At 69.9% G+C, this 18,263-nt stretch carries 19 protein-coding genes; 7 read left to right on the top strand and 12 right to left on the bottom strand.

What is annotated here, in order from left to right; translation table 11 throughout:
* Positions 1-39: 39 nt before the first annotated feature.
* Positions 40-1,809, top strand: coding sequence for a glutamine--tRNA ligase/YqeY domain fusion protein (locus AC1Q7O_RS19080; protein WP_492657513.1), 1,770 nt, complete (start codon positions 40-42; stop codon positions 1,807-1,809).
* A 13-nt stretch (positions 1,810-1,822) separates the two neighbouring features.
* Here the strand turns inward: AC1Q7O_RS19080 and AC1Q7O_RS19075 are convergent, their stop codons facing one another.
* From AC1Q7O_RS19075 to dbpA, 4 genes are all read right to left on the bottom strand, one after another.
* Positions 1,823-2,623, bottom strand: a complete 801-nt coding sequence (locus AC1Q7O_RS19075) for a substrate-binding periplasmic protein (protein WP_492657514.1) — start codon at positions 2,621-2,623, stop codon at positions 1,823-1,825.
* Between the two features lie 68 nt (positions 2,624-2,691).
* Positions 2,692-2,916, bottom strand: a complete 225-nt coding sequence (locus AC1Q7O_RS19070) for a hypothetical protein (RefSeq protein WP_492657515.1) — start codon at positions 2,914-2,916, stop codon at positions 2,692-2,694.
* Between the two features lie 116 nt (positions 2,917-3,032).
* A complete protein-coding gene (locus AC1Q7O_RS19065; RefSeq protein ID WP_492657516.1) occupies positions 3,033-3,914 on the bottom strand; it encodes a hypothetical protein in 882 nt (293 codons plus the stop codon).
* Positions 3,915-3,950: 36 nt separating this feature from the next.
* Positions 3,951-5,351 (bottom strand): ATP-dependent RNA helicase DbpA, encoded by a 1,401-nt coding sequence (gene dbpA, locus AC1Q7O_RS19060; RefSeq protein WP_492657517.1) that lies wholly within the window; start codon positions 5,349-5,351, stop codon positions 3,951-3,953.
* Positions 5,352-5,482: 131 nt separating this feature from the next.
* On the opposite strand from dbpA, the gene AC1Q7O_RS19055 reads away from it, so the two are divergent.
* Positions 5,483-5,992: a hypothetical protein gene (locus AC1Q7O_RS19055; protein ID WP_492657518.1), complete on the top strand. Its 510-nt coding sequence runs from the start codon at positions 5,483-5,485 to the stop codon at positions 5,990-5,992.
* A gap of 86 nt (positions 5,993-6,078) precedes the next feature.
* Here AC1Q7O_RS19055 and phbB read toward each other — a convergent pair whose 3' ends face one another.
* Genes phbB through phaC form a run of 3 tightly spaced genes read right to left on the bottom strand, consistent with a single transcriptional unit; the run spans position 6,079 to position 9,668 of the window.
* A complete protein-coding gene (phbB, locus tag AC1Q7O_RS19050; RefSeq protein WP_492657519.1) occupies positions 6,079-6,816 on the bottom strand; it encodes an acetoacetyl-CoA reductase in 738 nt (245 codons plus the stop codon).
* 37 nt (positions 6,817-6,853) lie between these two features.
* The gene (locus AC1Q7O_RS19045) at positions 6,854-8,038 is read right to left on the bottom strand and encodes an acetyl-CoA C-acetyltransferase (protein WP_492657520.1); all 1,185 of its coding nucleotides are present in this window, start codon (positions 8,036-8,038) and stop codon (positions 6,854-6,856) included.
* 19 nt (positions 8,039-8,057) lie between these two features.
* Complete coding sequence (phaC, locus tag AC1Q7O_RS19040) at positions 8,058-9,668, bottom strand: class I poly(R)-hydroxyalkanoic acid synthase (RefSeq protein ID WP_492657776.1); 1,611 nt, start codon at positions 9,666-9,668, stop codon at positions 8,058-8,060.
* 174 nt (positions 9,669-9,842) lie between these two features.
* Between phaC and AC1Q7O_RS19035 the strand changes: the two genes are divergently transcribed.
* The gene (locus AC1Q7O_RS19035) at positions 9,843-10,109 is read left to right on the top strand and encodes a hypothetical protein (protein ID WP_348690149.1); all 267 of its coding nucleotides are present in this window, start codon (positions 9,843-9,845) and stop codon (positions 10,107-10,109) included.
* Here AC1Q7O_RS19035 and pgeF read toward each other — a convergent pair.
* Together pgeF and maiA are read right to left on the bottom strand one after the other, a co-directional pair.
* Complete coding sequence (pgeF, locus tag AC1Q7O_RS19030) at positions 10,029-10,757, bottom strand: peptidoglycan editing factor PgeF (RefSeq protein WP_492657521.1); 729 nt, start codon at positions 10,755-10,757, stop codon at positions 10,029-10,031. The genes AC1Q7O_RS19035 and pgeF overlap by 81 nt on opposite strands.
* Positions 10,747-11,382 carry a maleylacetoacetate isomerase gene (maiA, locus tag AC1Q7O_RS19025; protein ID WP_492657522.1) on the bottom strand — a complete coding sequence of 212 codons (636 nt, stop codon included), beginning with the start codon at positions 11,380-11,382 and terminating at the stop codon, positions 10,747-10,749. Before maiA ends, pgeF begins: the two co-directional genes overlap by 11 nt.
* 33 nt (positions 11,383-11,415) lie before the next feature.
* Here maiA and AC1Q7O_RS19020 point away from each other — a divergent pair, with 33 nt between their 5' ends.
* Positions 11,416-11,970 (top strand): NUDIX hydrolase, encoded by a 555-nt coding sequence (locus tag AC1Q7O_RS19020; protein WP_348690155.1) that lies wholly within the window; start codon positions 11,416-11,418, stop codon positions 11,968-11,970.
* Between the two features lie 22 nt (positions 11,971-11,992).
* Entirely contained in the window at positions 11,993-12,751 is a 759-nt protein-coding gene (locus AC1Q7O_RS19015; RefSeq protein WP_492657523.1) for a substrate-binding periplasmic protein, read from the top strand.
* A 12-nt stretch (positions 12,752-12,763) separates the two neighbouring features.
* On the opposite strand, the gene AC1Q7O_RS19010 is transcribed toward AC1Q7O_RS19015, so the two are convergent.
* From AC1Q7O_RS19010 to AC1Q7O_RS19000, 3 genes are read right to left on the bottom strand one after another with little or no spacing between them, the layout of a single operon-like run.
* Positions 12,764-14,512: a sensor histidine kinase gene (locus AC1Q7O_RS19010; protein WP_492657524.1), complete on the bottom strand. Its 1,749-nt coding sequence runs from the start codon at positions 14,510-14,512 to the stop codon at positions 12,764-12,766.
* Positions 14,513-14,526: 14 nt separating this feature from the next.
* Positions 14,527-15,285, bottom strand: a complete 759-nt coding sequence (locus AC1Q7O_RS19005; RefSeq protein WP_492657525.1) for an HD-GYP domain-containing protein — start codon at positions 15,283-15,285, stop codon at positions 14,527-14,529.
* A 1-nt stretch (position 15,286) separates the two neighbouring features.
* Positions 15,287-15,667 (bottom strand): response regulator transcription factor, encoded by a 381-nt coding sequence (locus tag AC1Q7O_RS19000; RefSeq protein ID WP_492657526.1) that lies wholly within the window; start codon positions 15,665-15,667, stop codon positions 15,287-15,289.
* Between the two features lie 374 nt (positions 15,668-16,041).
* Here AC1Q7O_RS19000 and AC1Q7O_RS18995 point away from each other — a divergent pair, with 374 nt between their 5' ends.
* Together AC1Q7O_RS18995 and AC1Q7O_RS18990 are read left to right on the top strand one after the other, a co-directional pair.
* Positions 16,042-16,518, top strand: a complete 477-nt coding sequence (locus AC1Q7O_RS18995) for a chemotaxis protein CheW (protein ID WP_492657527.1) — start codon at positions 16,042-16,044, stop codon at positions 16,516-16,518.
* Positions 16,519-16,539: 21 nt separating this feature from the next.
* Positions 16,540-18,258: a methyl-accepting chemotaxis protein gene (locus AC1Q7O_RS18990; protein WP_492657528.1), complete on the top strand. Its 1,719-nt coding sequence runs from the start codon at positions 16,540-16,542 to the stop codon at positions 18,256-18,258.
* Positions 18,259-18,263 lie beyond the last annotated feature (5 nt).

Genomic DNA, 18,263 nt, shown 5'->3' with positions numbered 1-18,263 from the left:
GGGCCTGAAAAACGGCCCGCATCCATTTCAGAGCCGACGATGAGCCAGAACGCAGCCCCTGCCGCCCCCGCAACGAACTTCCTGCGCCAGCGCATCGAGCAAGACCTCGGCGCCGGCACGTTCGACGGCCGGCATTTCGCCGGCACGCCGGGCGACGCCGCCCACCACGCGGCCGGGCCGCTGGACGAAGCGCGCATCCGCACCCGCTTCCCGCCCGAGCCCAACGGCTACCTGCACATCGGCCACGCCAAGAGCATCTGCCTGAACTTCGGCCTGGCGCGCGACTACGGCGGCGCCTGCCACCTGCGCTTCGACGACACCAACCCCGAGAAAGAGGAGCTGGAGTACGTCAACGCGATCAAGGAGATGGTGCAGTGGCTGGGCTGGAGCTGGGGCGACAACCTCTTCGAGGCCAGCAGTTACTTCGACTTCATGTACCAGGCCGCCGAGGCGCTGATCACCGCCGGCCACGCCTACGTGGACGAGCAGAGCGCCGACGAGATGCGCGCCAACCGTGGCGACTTCGGCCGTCCCGGCGTGGACAGCCCCTTCCGCAGCCGCTCAGCCGAAGAGAACCTGGCGCGCTTCCGCGAAATGCGCGACGGCCAGCACCCGGACGGCGCGATGGTGCTGCGCGCCAAGATCGACATGGCGTCGCCCAACATCAACCTGCGTGACCCGACGCTGTACCGCATCAAGCATGCGGAACACCACGCGACGGGCAACAAGTGGTGCATCTACCCGATGTACACCTTCGCGCACCCGATCGAGGACGCGCTGGAGCGCATCACGCACAGCATCTGCACGCTGGAGTTCGAAGACCAGCGCCCGTTCTACGACTGGCTGCTGAACCAGCTCGCCGACCTGGGCCTGCTGGCCCGGCCGCTGCCGCAGCAGATCGAGTTCGGACGCCTGAACCTGAACTACGTCGTCACCAGCAAGCGCAAGCTGCGCCAGCTCGTCGAGGAACACCACGTCAGCGGCTGGGACGACCCGCGCATGCCGACGCTGGTGGGCCTGCGCCGCCGCGGCTTCACGCCCGCCAGCCTGCGCGCGATGGTGGAAGCCACCGGCGCCAGCAAGCAGAACGCGTGGATCGACGACACGGTGCTGGACCAGGCCCTGCGTGCCGACCTGGAGCCGCAGGCACCGCGAGCCTTCGCCGTGCTGCAGCCGCTGAAGCTGAAGCTGACCAACTACGCCGAGGTCTTCGGCAGCGCCGACCACCGCGAGCCCTGCGAGACCGCCGCCCACCCGCACAAGCCGGAACTGGGCCAACGCAAGTTCTCGCTGGGCCCCGAGCTGTGGATCGAAGCGGAGGACTTCATGGAAGCGCCCGTGAAGGGCTACTTCCGGCTGTTCCCCGGTAACAAGGTGCGCCTGAAAGCCGGCTACATCATCGAATGCACCGGCGCAGAGAAGGACGCCGACGGCAACATCACCGCCGCACTGGCCACCGTCATCCCCGACACCAAGAGCGGCACGCCGGGCGCGGATGCCGTCAAGGTCAAGGGCACGATCGGCTGGGTGGGTGCTCACGAGGCCGTGGCGGCCGAGGTGCGCCTGTACGAGCGCCTGTTCGCCGAAGCGCAGCCGGATGCCGGAGGCCGGGACTTCATCGAGTTCCTGAACCCCCACTCGCTACGCGTGGTGCAGGGCTTCGTCGAGCCCTCGCTGGCCGGCGCGGCGCCGGACCAACGCTGGCAGTTCGAGCGCCACGGCTACTTCGTGACCGACCGCGTGGACCACCGCGCCGACAAGCCGGTGTTCAACAAGATCACGGGGCTGAAGGACAGCTTCCCGCGCTGAACCCGACCGGCTCTCAGGCCGGCATGCGGTCGTCGCCGAACTCGTCCAGCACCTGCCGGTAGAGCCGGTTGATGCTGCCGTCGCGGTGCAAGGCCTCCACGGCCTTGGCCAACTGCTCGATCAGCGCCGGCGTCGCGCTTTTGCGTGACAGGTGCAGCCAGAAGGTCTGGCGCTCCACCAGCAGCGGTCTGGCGAAGGCCTGCATGCGCAGGCCCAGCCCGCGCGCGGCGCCGAACAGGCCGAGGTTGCTGCCGTAGGCCGCGTCCACGCGCCCGCCCATCAGCATCTGGATGGCGTGCTCGTTGTTGTTCACCCATTGCAGCCGCAGGCCCGCCAGGCCGGTCAGACTTTCCGGCATCGGGAAGCTGCGTGGCACGGCCAGCGACAGCTGCGACAAGGCCTCCAGCCTCGGCATCGGCACCTCCCGGCGGCTCACCAGCACGGTCGGCAGCGCCAGCACCGGCGCCACCTGGTGGGCCACGGCCTTGAGCTCGTCATTGGAGAAGCGCAGCACCATGTCGGCGCTGCCGTTCTGCAGGCTGAGCACCGTGCGCGCGTAGGGCACCACGTGGTTCTCGGCGGCTAGGCCGGCGCGCTGGGCGATCAGCTGGCCGATCTCGTACATCAGCCCGCCGGCCCCCTGCGGGCCGACGCGCCCGAACGGCTCGGACTGGATGGTCTGGATGCGCAGCACGGCCGGCTCGGCCGCCGCGGCGCGCTGCAGCGGCAGCCCGGCGAGCAGGCCCGCCAGGCACAGCCGCCGCCGGCCCACGGTCACCGCACTGCGAACCAGGCTCCCCGAATGTCTCTGCATCGAGACATTCCAGCACGGCCGCGGGCCCGCGCCGTTGACCTGTGACAAGCCAGCAACGTCGCGCCGCGTCAGTCCCGGGCTCCGCCGCAGCGCAGCACGATGGGCGTGGCGAACTCCCGGCCGACCACGGCACGGGCGAACAGGTAGTTCTGGCGCGCCCGGTCGCTCAGCGCGTCCAGCCGCACGCCGCCATGGGCATCGCAGGGGAAGGCCAGCGCCCGGCCGCTGTGGAACAGGGACTCGAAACGCAGCTCATAGTCATCGCACATCAGAGGCATGGGGCGTGAGTTCATGGGGCACCTCGCTTGATGCCAGACTAGGCGCCACCCCACCCCGCCGCGCGTGAAAACGTCGCAGCCGCAGCGCCACACCCCCTCCCTGGGCGGTCCGGGCGCCAACATGTCACACGTCAGCGGCCGGGCTTGCGCAGCAGGTCGATCTGGAACGGCCGGTCGTCCATCTCCACATGGGCCGGCGCGGGCGCCTCGAGCGTGAACAGGCGCCGCCGCGGCAGGTCCAGCCGGGCCAGTGACGGCTGCAGGTAGCGCCGCAGCAGCGCCTGCAACGAGCCGTCGGCGAATGCCAGCCGCAAGCCCCGCTCCACCCGCTCGATAGCCAGGTGGTTGTCGACATGGGTGTAGAGGTACTGCGGCAGGTCGTAGGACAGCAGCAGGCTGTCCTCCACCGCCAGCCCCGGCAGGCCGGCATGTGCCCGGACCTCGTGCCCCATCTCCAGCACGCTGCGGCAGAACAGGTCCGCCCGGCCTACGGCGACGAGCTCGAACAGCGCCTCGTAGGTGTTCACCTCGGCCACCGTGAAGCCGTTGGCGCGCATGACGGCCACGTCCGCCCAGTCCCGGCCCTGCACGTGGCGCAGCTTCGCCACCGCAGCCAGCGTGTCGGCCGCCCGCACGACCGGCTGGCGGGGTGCATGCACGAAGCACACGCGATAGCGGTTCGCGCCGAGGTGGATGGGGAAGCGCAGCGGCGCCAGCCCGGCCGCGCGGCCGACCTCCGGGCTCGTAACGACAAGGTAGTTGGGCACCTTGCGCTGCGCCGCCTCCAGCAGCGCCCGGCGCTTGTTCATCGTCGCCGACGTCAGCAACCGGTACGGGCCGTCGGTGGCGCGGGTCTTGTCCAGCGCCAGCGTCACGGCATCGCGGACATAGGCGTTGCGCATGTCGGCCTCGCTGTCCGGTGCGCGCAACGTGACGGTGAGCGCCTCCGTCCGAGCAGGCGCCGCCGCGACGCACGCGGGCAGGCACGTCAGCAGGGAGCGTCTGCGCAGCATGGGGGCAATGTAGTCCTGCCCCCGGGCGCCGTGAAGTCAGTCGGCCAGGTCCGCCAGCCTTCTCACCTTGACCTTGCGGCCCTTGAGCTTGCCAGCCGACAGCCGCTTCACGGCTTCCTTCGCGATGTCGCGCTGCACTGCAACATAACTGTGGAAGTCGGTGACATTGATCTTGCCGATCTGCGCCGCCGTGAAGCCGGCCTCGCCGGTCAGCGCACCCAGGATGTCGCCGGGGCGGATCTTCTCCTTGCGGCCGCCGAGGATCTGCAGCGTGTCCATCGCCGGCAGCAGCGGGCCGCCGGTCGCGTCCTTCACGCCCTCCAGCGGCTGCCACTGGAATGGCGCCGACTGCAGCTGCTCGATGCGGCCCACACGGCCCATCTCGTCCAGGCTGGCCAGGCTCAGCGCCAGGCCTTGCGCACCCGCGCGGCCGGTGCGGCCGATGCGGTGCACGTGCTGCTCGACGTCGGCGCTGATGTCCACGTTGATGACGCAGGCCAGGTTGGCAATGTCCAGCCCGCGCGCGGCGACGTCGGTGGCGACCAGCACCGACGCGCTGCGGTTGGCGAACTGGATCAGCACCTGGTCGCGATCGCGCTGCTCCAGGTCACCGTGCAGCGCCAGCGCGACGAAGCCCTGTGCCGCCAGCACGGCCTCCAGGTCACGGCACTGCTGCTTGGTGTTGCAGAAGGCGATGGTCGACTCGGGGCGGAACGCTCGCAGCAGCCGCGGCACGGCATCCAGCCGCTGCGCCTCGGTCACCTCGTAGGCGATCTGGCGGATCGTCGACGCGGCAGCACTCGTCGCGCCGGCCACCTGCACCGTCTGCGGCTCGCGCATGAACTTCTGCGCGATGTCCTTCACGCCGTCGGGGAAGGTCGCCGAGAACAGCAGCGTCTGCCGGTTGGCCGGCGCGCGCTTGGCCACGGCCTTGATGTCGTCGACGAAGCCCATGTCCAGCATGCGGTCGGCCTCGTCCAGCACCAGCGTGCTCAGTGCGGACAGGTCCAGCGTGCCGCGCTCCAGGTGGTCGATGAGCCGGCCGGGCGTGCCCACGGCGATGTGCGCGCCGAAGGACAGGCTCTCGATCTGCGGCTTCATCGGGCTGCCGCCGCACAGGCTCAGCACCTTGATGTTGTCGGCCGCACGGGCCAGGCGGCGGATCTCCTGCGTGACCTGATCGGCCAGCTCGCGCGTGGGGCACAGCACCAGCGCCTGCACGCGCGCCAGGTCGGCCTTGAGCCGGTGCAGCAGCGCGATGGCGAAGGCGGCCGTCTTGCCGGAGCCGGTCTGCGCCTCGCCAATGACATCGCGGCCCGCGAGAGCCAGCGGCAGGCTGGCAGCCTGGATGGGCGTCATCTGCGCATAGCCCAGCTGGTCGAGGTTGGCCAGCATGGCGGGGCTCAGCGGCAGTGTGGAAAAAGCGATATCGGTCATGCCGCCATTGTCCCGCGTGTGACTTCCTGCGCGTTTTTCGCCGCCGCCCGGGCAGGGCTTGCAATTGCTCACGATTGCGCCGAAGGTCGATCACTAGCATTCGCCGCGGGCCTGCCGCCCCGCCTAACGCCATGCCTACCGTCACACGCTCCTTCCCGGAAACCCAGCCCATCGACCCGCCCACTTCGGCGCGGCCACGGGTGCTGGAGGGTGGCGGCGCGGCGCGCCCGCAGGCCACACGCCCCGCGATGCCGGCCGCCCCCAGACCGCGCCCCGCCGCCGGCCCACGTGCGCAGGGAGCCGCCGTCAAGGCCGACGGCCTACCGCGCTGGGCCAAGGGTGTCGTCATCGGCGGCGTGCTGCTGGCCATCGCCATGCCGGCGTCGGTGCTGATGTCGCGCTCCATGCTGGTGCAGGAAGCGCTGGCGGCCGAGAGCGGCTCCAAGGCCGCGATGGTCTGCACGGCCGGTGACGCCAAGGCCGTGGACGACTCCAGCGTGGTGGGCTGGCTGTTCGGCGGCTCGTTCTTCAGCTGCGGCGACTGGGAAACCCGCGAGGCCCGCCAGCAGCGCGAGCGCGACCGGGCGCACAACAACTACATGGCCCGCGAACGGGCGCGCCAGGGGCTGCCGCCGAACTAGCGGCCGCACCAGCCTGGTGCCATGAAAGCCGCCCCTCGGGGCGGCTTTTTCAATGCACCGTGGGCGCTCGTGCCCACGGCTTGGCGTCAGCCCATGTGCAGGCCGCCGTTGCAGGAGAAGTCCGCACCGGTCGTGAAGCCGCTGTCCTCACCAGCCAGCCAGGCGACGACGGAGCCGATCTCGTCCGGCGTGCCCAGGCGCTTGACGGGAATCGTCGCGACGATCTTCTCCAGGATCTCGGGCTTGATGGCCTTGACCATGTCGGTGCCGATGTAGCCGGGGCTGACGGTGTTGACCGTCACACCCTTGGCCGCCAGCTCCTGCGCAAGCGCCATCGTGAAGCCGTGCATGCCGGCCTTGGCGGCGGAGTAGTTGGTCTGGCCGGCCTGGCCCTTCTCACCGTTGACCGACGAGATCTGGATGATGCGGCCCCAGCCCTTTTCCACCATGCCCGGCACGACCTGCTTGGTCACATTGAACATGGAGTTGAGGTTGGTGTCGATGACGGCCTTCCAGTCGTCGGGCGTCATCTTCAGGAACATGCGGTCGCGCGTGATGCCGGCGTTGTTGACCAGCACGTCGATGGCGCCGTGCTCGCTGATGGCCTTCGTGAAGGCCTCGACAGTCGAGTCCCAGTCGGCGACGTTGCCGACCGAGGCGTGGAAGCTGTAGCCCAGCGCCTTCTGCTCATCCAGCCACTTCTGGTAGTCGCGGCTCGGGCCGCAACCGGCGATGACCTTGAAGCCAGCCTTGGCGAGCTTCTGGCAGATGGCGGTACCGATGCCACCCATGCCGCCCGTGACGTAGGCAACTTTTTGGCTCATTGGAGTCTCCTTGTGGTTGGAGTGGGGAAAAAAGTGATTAGCGCTCGACCGTCAGTGCGACGCCCATGCCGCCGCCGATGCATAGCGAAGCGATGCCCTTCTTGGCGTCGCGCTTGACCATCTCGTGCAGCAGCGTGACGAGCACGCGGCAGCCGCTGGCGCCGATAGGGTGGCCCAGCGCGATGGCGCCACCGTTGACGTTGACCTTGCTCGTGTCCCAGCCCATCTCGTTGTGCACGGCACAGGCCTGGGCCGCGAAGGCCTCGTTGATTTCCAGCAGGTCCAGGTCGGCTGCCTTCCAGCCGGCGCGGGCCAGCGCCTTCTGCGCCGCGGGCACGGGGCCCATGCCCATGTAGGCCGGGTCCAGGCCGGCGGACGCGTAGGACGCGATGCGCGCCAGCGGCGTCAGGCCCAGCGCCGCGGCCTTGGCGGCCGTCATCACCATCACGGCGGCGGCGCCGTCGTTCAGGCCCGACGCGTTGCCGGCGGTCACGCTGCCGGCCTTGTCGAAGGCGGGGCGCAGGCCGGCCAGCGCTTCAGCGGTGGACTTGCGGTTGATGAACTCGTCGGCGGCGAAGACGACCGGGTCGCCCTTCTTCTGCGGGATCGTGAAGGGCACGATCTCGTCCTTGAAGCGGCCAGCTTCCTGCGCGGCGGCGGCCTTCTGCTGGCTGCCAAGCGCAAGCGCGTCCTGCTGCTCGCGGGTGATGCCGTACTTCTTGGCGACGTTCTCGGCGGTGATGCCCATGTGGTACTGGTTGTACACGTCCCACAGGCCGTCGGTGATCATCGTGTCGATCATCTTCCAGTCGCCCATGCGCTGGCCGTCGCGCGAGCCGGGCAGCACGTGCGGGGACAGGCTCATGCTCTCCTGGCCGCCGGCGATGACGATGTCGCTGTCACCGTCGCGGATGGCCTGGGTCGCCAGCATGACGGCCTTCAGGCCGGAGCCGCAGACCTTGTTGATGGTCATGGCCGGCACGCCGTGCGGCAGGCCGGCCTTGATGACCGACTGGCGCGCCGGGTTCTGGCCCACGCCGGCCGTCAGCACCTGGCCGAGGATGACCTCGTTGATCTGCTCGCCGGACAGCCCGGTGCGGCGCAGCAGGTCCTGGATGACGGCCGCGCCCAGCTCGCTGGCGGGCGTTTTGGCGAGGGTGCCACCGAACTTGCCGATGGCGGTGCGCGCGGCGGCGACGATGACGATGTCTTGCTGGCTCATGGTGTCTCCAAAAAAGTGATCAGGCTTTGACTTTCACGTAGCGACCGGGCGCGGGCTCGATGGCCTTGTACTTGCGGCTGCCCGGCGCCTTGGGCGCTGGCTTCTTCGCGCCGGCATGCGCGGCCAGCCAGGCGGACCAGTCGGTCCACCAGCTGCCCGGGTGTTCGGTGGCGCTGGCCAGCCAGGCCTCGGGGTCGGCCGGCAGCGCCGTGCTCTTGGCAATCCAGTGGCTGCGCTTGCCCTTGGCCGGCGGGTTGATGACGCCGGCGATGTGGCCCGAGGCGCCCATGACGAAGCGGCGCGGGCCCTTGAAGATCTGCGTGTTCCGGTAGGCAGCCTGCCAAGGCACGATGTGATCCTCGCGCGAGCCGTAGACGTAGACCGGGCAGGCGATGGACGACAGGTCCAGCTTCTCGCCGCAGACGGTCAGCCGGCCCGGCAGCTTCAGCTCGTTCTGCAGATAGGTGTGGCGCAGGTACCAGCAGTACATGGGCCCGGGCAGATTGGTGGAGTCGCCGTTCCAGTACAGCAGATCGAAGGCCGGCGGCGCCTCGCCCTTGAGATAGTTGCCGACGACGTAGTTCCACACCAGGTCGTTGGGGCGCAGGAAGCTGAAGGTCGTCGCCAGCTCCTGGCCGTGCAGCAGTTGCGGGCCCTTGGGCGAGTCGGGGCCCAGCGTGGCCTCGCGCAGCCGCACGCTGGCCTCGTCGACGAAGATGTCCAAGATGCCGTTGTCGGCGAAGTCCAGCAGCGTGGTCAGCAGCGTCAGGCTGGCTGCCGGCTGCTCGCCGCGCGCGGCCAGCACGGCCAGCGCGCTCGCGAGGATGGTGCCACCGACGCAGAAGCCCAGCGTGTTGACCTGGTCCTGGCCGGAGATCTCCTGCACGACGCGGATGGCCTGGATGGCGCCCTGCTCGACGTAGTCGTCCCAGGTCAGGTGCCTGACCGAGTCGTCCGGGTTGCGCCAGCTGACGACGAAGACGCGGTGGCCCTCGGCCACGGCATAACGGATCAACGAGTTGTCAGGCTGCAGGTCGAGGATGTAGAACTTGTTGATGCACGGCGGCACCAGCAGAAAGGGCCGCGCATGCACCTGCGGCGTCAGCGGCGCGTACTCGATGAGCTGGAACAGATCGTTCTCGAACACGACGCTGCCCGCCGTCGTGGCCACGTTCTTGCCGACCTCGAAGGCGCTCTCGTCCGTCTGCGACACATGGCCGCGCTGCACGTCGCCCCACAGCTGCTGCAGGCCGCGGGCCAGCGTTTCACCATGGCTGTCCAGCGCGAGCTTCTGCGCCTCGGGGTTCAGTGCCAGGAAGTTGCTGGGCGATGCGGCGTCGACGAACTGCTGCACCGCGAACTTGATGCGGGCCTTGGTCTTGTCGTCGGCCTCGACCTGCTCGGCCATGCGGCCCAGCGTGCGGCCGTTGAGCAGGTAGAGCTGGCTCATGAAATGGGCCGCGGGATTGGACCGCCATTCCGGCGCCGCGAAACGGCGGTCCGTTGCGGCGGGCGTGTCGCCCTGACCCAGCGACGCGTTCCACAGCGCCGTGGCCTGCCGGAGGTAGTCAGCCTGCAGCTCGACCAGCGTGGCAGGCGAGATCTGCGGCAGGTGCGCCATCTGCTGCATCAGATCGGCAAAGGGCTGCGCGTCCTGGGCGGGCGCCGCGTCGTTCTTCTTGCGAGTGGCCATGTCTTCCTCGGAACTCCCGCATCAGCGGTCTTGTCTCGGTCCGTTGCAATAAGCTTGCCACATCCCGCCGTCGCGGCTTTGTAACCACGCGCGCTGACGCGCCCATGACACATGTATCTCGTCGCCATCGCCTGGGCCTACGTCGCATTGATGATGGCGGCCGCCGAAGCGCTGAGCCCGCAGGGCACGGTGTTCGGCGCCCTGGTCACGTTGATGCTTTACGGCGTGCTCCCACTGGGCCTGCTGATGTACATCCTCGGCACACCGGGCCGCCGGCGCAGGCGGCGCGCGGCGGAGTCAGCGGCCGAGGCTGATGCAGGCGGCCATGCGCCCGCGGGGCCGGCCCAGGGACTCGCCCCGGAACGAGAAGAAGCGTGAATCATCGGTCAGCGTGCACCAGCCACCGCCGCTGATTTGGGTGACACCGGCGGCCTCCAAGCTTTCGCGAGCCAGCAAGGGCAGGTCGGCGCGCCAGCGAGGCTCGGGGTTGGGCCGGTAGAGAAAGCCGGGCTGGTCGTGCGGCAGCGGCTCGCGGCCGAACGCGGCAACGACCTCCGGCCCCACCTCGAAGGCCTGCGGGCCGATGCTGGCGCCCAGCCAGGCCTGCACGTCGCGCGGCTCGCAGCCAGTGGCGGCGCACAACTCGGCCACCGTGTTCTTCAACACCCCCGCCGCCAGCCCACGCCAGCCGGCATGGGCGCCGGCCACGCCGCCGGGTGCACGGAACAGCACGGGCAGGCAGTCGGCCACGAGGATGGCCACGGCCAGGTCGGGGTCGGTGGACACGGCCGCGTCGGCCTGCGGCGCGTTGTCGTCATGCCAGTCGGCGCGCAGACGCACGACGTCGGCGCCATGCACCTGGTCAAGGAACACCGGCCGCGCGCCCAGCACCTCGGCCAGCGCGGCACGGTTGGCGCGCACCTCGTCGGCATCACCGGCCTTGCGGCCGAAGTTGGGGCCGCGCGTCGTCATGAAGGCCGTCACGCCGGGCCAGCCCGGGCTCAGCCACTGCGGGTCAGGCTGCATCGGGGCAGGCATCCGGGTGGGTGGTGGCAAAAGCCGGCAGCGCCAGGCAGGCAGCGTTGACGCGCATCACGGTGGGGTAGGCGTCCAGCGGGCAGGCCAGGCGCTGCGCGTTGTAGACCTGCGGCACCAGCAGGCAGTCGGCCAGGCCCGGCGTGTCGCCGACACTGAACGTGCCGGCCATGCGAGCCAGCTTCTGCTCGACGACGGCCAGCCCGATGGCCACCCAGTGGCGGTACCAGGCGTCGACCTGCGCCTGCTCCTGACCCAGCTCGCTCTTCAGGTGGCGCAGCACGCGCAGGTTGTTGAGCGGATGCAGGTCGCAGCCGATGTCCTGCGCCAGCGCCCTCACCTGCGCGCGGCCCACCGCGTCGCGCGGCAACAGCGGCGGCTCGGGGTGGGTCTCGTCCAAGTACTCCAGGATGGCCATGGACTGGCCCAGCCAGGTGCCGTCGTCCAGCACCAGCGCCGGCACCAGATGCGACGCCTGCTGCGCCGCGAAGTCGCCGGCGAACTGCTCGTTGCGGACCAGGTGGACGGGCTCGTAGCCATAGTCCAGCCCCTTGAGCGCCAGCCCGATGCGCACTCGCCAGGACGCCGACGAGCGGAAGTAGTTGTAGAGCTTCATGGCCGTCATTCTGGGCCTTCTAAACTCGCACGCATGCCCTTCCAAAGCCGCTTCAAGCACTGCCCCGCCTGCGGCACCGCCGTGGACTACCGCATCCCCGCGGACGACAACCGCGAACGCGCGGTCTGCCCGGCGTGCGACGCCATCCACTACCAGAACCCGCTGAACGTCGTCGGCACGCTGCCGGTGTGGGAGGAAGACGGCCGCGTGCTGCTGTGCCGGCGCGCCATCGAGCCGCGCCACGGGCTGTGGACGCTGCCGGCCGGCTTCATGGAGCTGGGCGAGACGACGCTTGAAGGCGCGCTACGCGAGACGCAGGAGGAAGCCGGCGCCGACGTGGCGATGGGCGAGCTGTACACGCTGATGAACGTCGTGCGCGTGGGCCAGGTGCACCTGTTCTACCTGGCGCGGCTGCGCTCGACGGTGTTCGACCCCGGCCCGGAGTCACTGGAGGCGCGGCTGTTCGCCGAGGACGAGATCCCTTGGGACGACCTCGCCTTCAAGACCACGCGAGAGACGCTGCGCTGCTTCTTCGACGACCGCCGCCAGGGCCGCGGTTTCCCGCTTCACGCCATCGACATTCCCTGAGGCCAGGCGCATCATCGCCGGCATGCTGACACGACGTCACCTGCTGGGCTGCACGGGCGCGCTGGCCATGGCCGGCCCGGCGCACGCAGCGCCGCTGCGCGCGGTGGGCGCGCAGTTCTCGCGCATCTTCGAAGGCAGCGAGGCGCAGGCGCCAAAGGGCCTGGCGGTGGACCTGCTGGGCCAGCTGTTCGGCGACAGCGTGCGCTGCGAATGGCTGCCCTGGCCGCGCGCGCAGCTGATGATCGAGCAGGGCGAGGCCGACATCCTCATCGGCCCCTACCGCACACCGGAACGCGAGGCCCGCATGCTGTTCAGCGTGCGCTCGTTCTATGCCGACGCGATGGTCTGGTACGCGCGCCGCGGCGAGGAGTCGCGCTGGAGCGGCGAGTTCGGCGAGCTGGCGCAGACCCCCGTGGCCGCCGTGAGGGGCTGGGCCTATGGCAGCCGCTTCGAGCGGCTCAAGACCGGGCTGGCGCAGCTGACCTGGGTGCAGAACGTCGACTCAGGGCTGCAGATGCTGGGGCGCCGCCGCGTGGACCTGTTCGCGGCCAACGACCGTAACTGCCAGCCGGTGCTGCAGCGGCTGGGCATGGCAGACGCAATCACGCGCTGCTCGCCGCCGCTGGACGTGCTGCACGGCCACATGGCGTTCGCACGCAGCGCCGCAGGAGAGGCGCTGGCGCAGCGCTACGACCAGGCCTTCGAGCGCTGGGTGCGGTCTGCCGACGCCGCCGAGCTGTACCGGCGCTGGAGCGTGGAGCGGCCGGCGGTGGCGCTGTAGCCCGGCGCGGCGTCAGTACTCGGTCTGCACCTGCGAGTCGCCCGTGGCGCGCAGCGGCAGCCGGATGGTGAACAGCGCGCCGCCGCCGGCGCGGTTGGTGGCGCTGATGTGGCCGCCATGCACGTCGACGATCTTGCGGCAGATGGCCAGGCCCAGCCCCGTGCCGCCGGCGCCGTCCTTCGTGAGGCTGGACTGCACGAAGGCCTCGAAGATGGACTCCAGTTCCGCCGGCGGAATGCCGGGGCCACGGTCGGCGACGGTCAGCGCGCAGGCCTGCGGCGACACGGCCTGCGCGGCGATCTCCAGCACGCCGCCCTCGGGCGAGAACCGGATCGCGTTGGCGACGACGTTGCGTACCGCCTGGTGCATGCGCAGCGGGTCGACCCGCCCCACCAGCGGCTCATCCGCCAGCCGCAGCGCCACGCGCAGCCGCCGCTGGCCCAGCAGCGGGTCCAGCTCCAGCAGCACGGCCTGCACCAGCAGGCGCAGGTCGTGGCGCTGCAGCTCCATGGTGCCGACGGCGCTCTCGATCTTGGCGACATCCAGCAGGTCGTTGACGAGGGCCAGCATGCGCTGGCCGGAGCGGTGGATGTCGGAGAACATGCCTGCCAACCGGGCATGCTCGCGGCCACGCGTGAAGCCCAGCTCCGAGAAGCCCAGGATGGCTTGCAGCGGCGTGCGCAGCTCGTGGCTGATGTTGGCGACGAACTCCGACTTGACGCGTGAGGCCTGCTCGGCCGCGTCGCGCGCCTCGCGCGTGGCACGCTCGGCATCGCGAAACTCGCTGACGTCCATCAGCGTACACAGGATGCCGGTGGCGGCACCTCCCTCGCCGGGCACCCGCACCTTGGTGATGACCATGTCGCGCAACGACCCGTCGCCATGCTGCACCTGCGTCTCATAGCGCAGCCGGCCGCCCTGGGCCATCAGCAGGGCATCCTGCTCGGCGTGGATCCGGGCCTCTTCGGTGGACAGGAAGTGCCCGACATAGGAGCCGATGACCTGCGCTCGCGGACGCCCCACAAAGCTTTCCCATGCCTGGTTCACCATCAGGTAGCGCCCTTGCGCATCGAACATGGAGACCGGCAGCGGGCTCAGCTCCAGCAACAGCGCGGAGAACGCGAGTTGGTGCTGCAGCTGCTGGTCGAAGGCCACGCGCTCGCTGACATCGATCGCGCTGCCGGCGAAGCCGACGATGTCGCCCTCCGCATGCAGCGGCACGACGGCTAGCTGGAAGTGCCGTGGCCCGCCATCGGGCGCCGGGATGCAGACCTGGGCCTGGCGCAGGCCCACCATGTCGTCGTGCCGGAACAGCGCGGCCGCGCGATCACGGTCGGCAGGCACCACGAGGTCCCACAGCTGCCGGCCACGTGCCTGGGCCTGGCCCTCGTCGCCCACGGCGGACCAGCGAGCGTTGACATAAGTGATCGCGCCATTTGCATCAGTGCGGAAGATCAGCTCCTGCACGCTCTTGAGCAGAACGCTCAGCTCCCGCTCGCGCTGGGAAGCTTGCTCGTGGGCGCGCCGCTCGCGCTGCAACGCGTACAGGCTGCCGGCTGCCGTCACCAGCGCCAGCAGCCCCTCGGCGTACATCCATCGCAGTTGCTGCTGCTCAGGCCCGGCGAGCACGGAGCCGAGGGCCAGAACTACCAGCCCCAGCGGCGCCACCACCAGGCCCAGCAGCACCCGCGCCCGCTGCAACCCGGGCCAGCCCGCCAGGCGCCGGGAAAGGCGCCGGCTCGAGGTCTTGGGCTCGCGCATCACGGCAGCGCCTCTCAGTCCTTTTCCGTGAGCTCTTCGAAGCTCGGCGGCTGTCGGTTGATGTGGTCGCGCAGCGCGATCAGGGAGGGCGCCTCGCGCAAGAACGCGTCGACGACGGTGGGGTCGAACGCGCTGCCGCGCTGGTCGATGAGCATGCGCAGCGCCACGTCCTCCGCGAAGGCCTTGCGGTAGCAGCGGTCCATCGTCAGCGCGTCGAAGAAGTCCACGACCGCCACGATGCGGCCGGACAGCGGGATGTCTTCCCCGCGGAGCTGGCGCGGATAGCCCGTGCCGTCCCAGCGCTCGTGGTGCGTCAGCGCCACCTCGGCCGCCAGCTGGAACAGCGGCACCCGCGAGCGGCCCAGGATGCCCGCGCCGATCTCGGCATGCTGGTTCATCACCAGCCGCTCGTCCGGCGTGTAGCTGCCGGGCTTCTTCAGGATCACGTCGGGGATGCCGATCTTGCCCACGTCGTGCATGGGCGCCGCGCGCCGCAGCATGCTGGCGAACACGGCCGGCTGGCCGAGGGCGAGCGCCAGCGCCTCGGCCAGGTAGCCGATGCGCACCATGTGCACGCCGGTGTCGTCGTCGCGGAAGTCTGCCGCCAGCGCCAGCCGCAGCAGGGCCTCGTGGTGGGCGCGCGTGACTTCGCGCAACGCCTCGTTGCGCTCCTGGTACATGCGTCGCAGGTCCACGACGATGCGCTCCATCTGCGCGGCGGCGGCATCGTCGAACGTGCGGCTTTCGGGGAGAGTGGAACAGGGGAACGGCATGTCAGTGCTCCCCGGCCACGGCGCACAGGTCGGCAATGCAGTCGATCAGCTGTAGCGGGCTGAACGGCTTGACGAGGTACATGTCGGCCCCCGCTTCCACGCCGGCCGCGCGGTCGCCGGCATGGCAGCGCGCGCTGAGCATGAGGATGCGCGGCGTGACCGGGAACTCGCCGGACTTGAGCCGCCGGCACACGGCCAGCCCGTCCAGGGTGCCCGGCATCATCACGTCCAGCAGCACCAGGTCGGGCTGCTGCTCAGCCGCGACGCTCAGCGCCGTCGTCCCGTCGGCGGCCTCACGGATCTCGTAGTCCTCGAACTCCAGCGTCAAGCGGATGAGTCGGCGGATGTCGGAGTGGTCTTCGACGATCAGGATCTTCTTCATGCGACGTCGCCTTGTGGTGATCAGTTCGCCTGAATTATCACTTTTATCATTTGACTTTGCGCAAATCGACAGCCAGCAACAGGCCTGGCCTGCGCACTAGTTCTCGCCGGCGCGGCGCACGGGATGCATGGATCCTGCGGCTTGATCGACATCAAGGCGCTGCGCCCATTGCCAACTAGGCTGACATCTATCAGCTGCCGACGATTGCAACCTGGGGAGTCGCAGCCTCATGTGCGGCGACCTGGCCAGCCCGGGCGAGCGCGATTTCAGGCCCCGGGCGCGGCAACTCTTCACGGTCTCGAGCACGTGAGCCCTGTGCAAATCCAATTCAAAAGTATCAAATATAGCGATTGAAGCGCAACCACACCTACAACATGACCGCACTCTCCGTCATCGAACAAACCGCCGTGGCCGCCGCCATGCCCCGAGAGGTCCTGACCGCCCGCCTGGGCGGCGAGGAATACGGCATCGACATCCTGGCCGTGCAGGAAATCCGCCGCTACGAGGCGCCCACCCGCATCGCCAATGCAGCCGCCCACCTGCTCGGCGTGATGGACCTGCGCGGCGTCATCGTGCCGGTCGTGGACCTGCGTCGCCACCTCGGCCTGCCCGCCGAGCAAGGCCACGACACGGTCACCGTGGTCGTCAACGTCGCGAACCGCACGCTGGGCTTGGTGGTGGACGCGGTGTCCGACGTCGTCGCGCTGGCTGCCGACTGCATCCGGCCCCGGCCGGCACTGGGCGCCGGGGCCGACGCCGGCTTCATCGTCGGCCTGGCCACGCTGAACGGAAACGACCGCCCGCGGCTGCTGCAACTCACGGACCTGGGTGCACTGCTGCGCGGCCTCTGACCTCACGCCGGAGACCACCCCATGAACGCACTCAACAACCTGCGCATCGGCACCCGCCTGGCCCTGGCCTTCGCCCTCGTGGCCGTGCTGATGGTGGCCATCGCCGCCATCGCCCGCCTGGGTCTGGTCAGCATCCGCGACAACATGGACACGGTGCTGCACGACCGCTACGCCAAGGTCAAGATCATCACGGACATCGGCGAAGCGGTGAACCTGCATGCGCGCATCGTGCGCAACCTGGTCATCATGGACAGCGAGGCCGAGCGCCACAAGGAGATCACGGCCCTGCTCGACTCGCGCGCGCAGATTGCCAAGGCCTACGACGACCTGAGCGGCCGCCTCAACCTGCCCAAGGGCCGCGCGATGCTCGACAAGGTGCAGGCCGAGCGCACCGGCTTCATCGCCGAGCAGGACGAACTGCTGAAGCTCGTCCGGGCGGGCGACATGGCCGCGGCGAAGACGGTGCTGCTGGACAAGCTGCGCCCGCGCCAGCTGGCCTACCAGCAGCGCCTGGCCGAGATGACGAAGTTCCAGGAAGAGCTGATGGAAACGGAGGGCGAGGCCACGCTGGCCACCATTGACCGCGTCAGCCTGCTGATGCTGGGCGGCACGCTGGCGGGCCTGGCACTGGCCATCGTAGCCGGCGTCATCGTGACCCGCTCGGTCACGCGCCCCGTGGGCCGCGTCGTCGCCACGCTGAAGACCGTGGCGGGCGGCGACCTCACCGTGCAGGTCACTGCCGACCGCCGGGACGAGATCGGCGAGCTGCAGCAGGCGCTGGCCGGCACGGTGGGCACGCTGCGCCGGCTGGTGGGCGAGGTGCGCGCCGGTATCGATTCGGTGACCACGGCGTCCAGCCAGATCGCCGCCGGCAATCAGGACTTGTCCAGCCGCACCGAACAGCAGGCCTCCAGCCTGCAGGAGACCGCCAGCTCCATGGAGGAACTGACCGCCACGGTGCGTCAGAGCGCCGAGACGGCGCGCGCCGCCAGCGGCCTGGCGGCCGACGCCAGCATGGCCGCTGGCCACGGCGGCGAGGTGGTGGGCCAGGTGGTGGGCACGATGGACGAGATCAGCGCCGCCAGCCGCAGAATCGTGGAGATCATCGGCGTCATCGACAGCATCGCGTTCCAGACCAACATCCTGGCGCTGAACGCCGCGGTGGAGGCGGCGCGGGCCGGCGAGCAGGGACGCGGCTTCGCGGTCGTCGCCAGCGAGGTGCGCACGCTGGCCCAGCGCAGCGCCGATGCGGCCAAGGAGATCAAGACGCTGATCGGCGCCAGTGCCGACAAGGTCGAGGCCGGCGGCCGCCAGGTGGCCGAGGCCGGCCGCGCGATGCAGGACATCGTGGCGCAGGTGCGCAAGGTCAACGACCTGATCGGCGAGATCGCCGGCACCGCCGGCGAGCAGAGCCGCGGCATCGAGCAGGTGAACACCGCCGTCACGCAGATGGACCAGGTGACCCAGCAGAACGCGGCGCTGGTGGAGGAAAGCGCCGCCGCCGCGGCCAGCCTGGCCCACCAGGCGCAGGCACTGGCCGAGGCGGTGGGCCAGTTCCGCACCGACGCGCACACCGAGGCGGGTGCCACCACACGGCCTGTCACCCAGCCTGCTGCCCAGCCCGTCACGAAGGCACCGGCCCGCGCACCGCAGCCCGCCGCACCGCGCCGCGCCGCCACCGCCCCGGCGCCCCGCCCCACCCCCGTTCCCGCTGCCGACCTGGCCTGGGAATCCTTCTGACACCG

Source organism: Roseateles sp. GW823-FHT07B05 (assembly GCF_058794515.1).
Note: the sequence above shows the minus strand (reverse complement) of the source record. Positions and strands in the feature narration are given on the sequence as shown.

Excerpts from the sequence above, each read along its gene's own strand:
- phaC (WP_492657776.1), bottom strand. The coding sequence starts at position 9,668 with ATGCAGCAGATGGCGCACCTGCCGCAGATCTCGCCTGCCACGCTGGTC.
- AC1Q7O_RS19075 (WP_492657514.1), bottom strand. The coding sequence starts at position 2,623 with ATGCAGAGACATTCGGGGAGCCTGGTTCGCAGTGCGGTGACCGTGGGC.
- dbpA (WP_492657517.1), bottom strand. The coding sequence starts at position 5,351 with ATGACCGATATCGCTTTTTCCACACTGCCGCTGAGCCCCGCCATGCTG.
- AC1Q7O_RS19065 (WP_492657516.1), bottom strand. The coding sequence starts at position 3,914 with ATGCTGCGCAGACGCTCCCTGCTGACGTGCCTGCCCGCGTGCGTCGCG.
- AC1Q7O_RS18995 (WP_492657527.1), top strand. The coding sequence starts at position 16,042 with ATGACCGCACTCTCCGTCATCGAACAAACCGCCGTGGCCGCCGCCATG.
- maiA (WP_492657522.1), bottom strand. The coding sequence starts at position 11,382 with ATGAAGCTCTACAACTACTTCCGCTCGTCGGCGTCCTGGCGAGTGCGC.
- AC1Q7O_RS19055 (WP_492657518.1), top strand. The coding sequence starts at position 5,483 with ATGCCTACCGTCACACGCTCCTTCCCGGAAACCCAGCCCATCGACCCG.
- AC1Q7O_RS19010 (WP_492657524.1), bottom strand. The coding sequence starts at position 14,512 with ATGCGCGAGCCCAAGACCTCGAGCCGGCGCCTTTCCCGGCGCCTGGCG.
- pgeF (WP_492657521.1), bottom strand. The coding sequence starts at position 10,757 with ATGCAGCCTGACCCGCAGTGGCTGAGCCCGGGCTGGCCCGGCGTGACG.
- AC1Q7O_RS19015 (WP_492657523.1), top strand. The coding sequence starts at position 11,993 with ATGCTGACACGACGTCACCTGCTGGGCTGCACGGGCGCGCTGGCCATG.
- phbB (WP_492657519.1), bottom strand. The coding sequence starts at position 6,816 with ATGAGCCAAAAAGTTGCCTACGTCACGGGCGGCATGGGTGGCATCGGT.
- AC1Q7O_RS19020 (WP_348690155.1), top strand. The coding sequence starts at position 11,416 with ATGCCCTTCCAAAGCCGCTTCAAGCACTGCCCCGCCTGCGGCACCGCC.
- AC1Q7O_RS19045 (WP_492657520.1), bottom strand. The coding sequence starts at position 8,038 with ATGAGCCAGCAAGACATCGTCATCGTCGCCGCCGCGCGCACCGCCATC.
- AC1Q7O_RS19005 (WP_492657525.1), bottom strand. The coding sequence starts at position 15,285 with ATGCCGTTCCCCTGTTCCACTCTCCCCGAAAGCCGCACGTTCGACGAT.
- AC1Q7O_RS18990 (WP_492657528.1), top strand. The coding sequence starts at position 16,540 with ATGAACGCACTCAACAACCTGCGCATCGGCACCCGCCTGGCCCTGGCC.
- AC1Q7O_RS19070 (WP_492657515.1), bottom strand. The coding sequence starts at position 2,916 with ATGAACTCACGCCCCATGCCTCTGATGTGCGATGACTATGAGCTGCGT.
- AC1Q7O_RS19035 (WP_348690149.1), top strand. The coding sequence starts at position 9,843 with ATGTATCTCGTCGCCATCGCCTGGGCCTACGTCGCATTGATGATGGCG.
- AC1Q7O_RS19080 (WP_492657513.1), top strand. The coding sequence starts at position 40 with ATGAGCCAGAACGCAGCCCCTGCCGCCCCCGCAACGAACTTCCTGCGC.
- AC1Q7O_RS19000 (WP_492657526.1), bottom strand. The coding sequence starts at position 15,667 with ATGAAGAAGATCCTGATCGTCGAAGACCACTCCGACATCCGCCGACTC.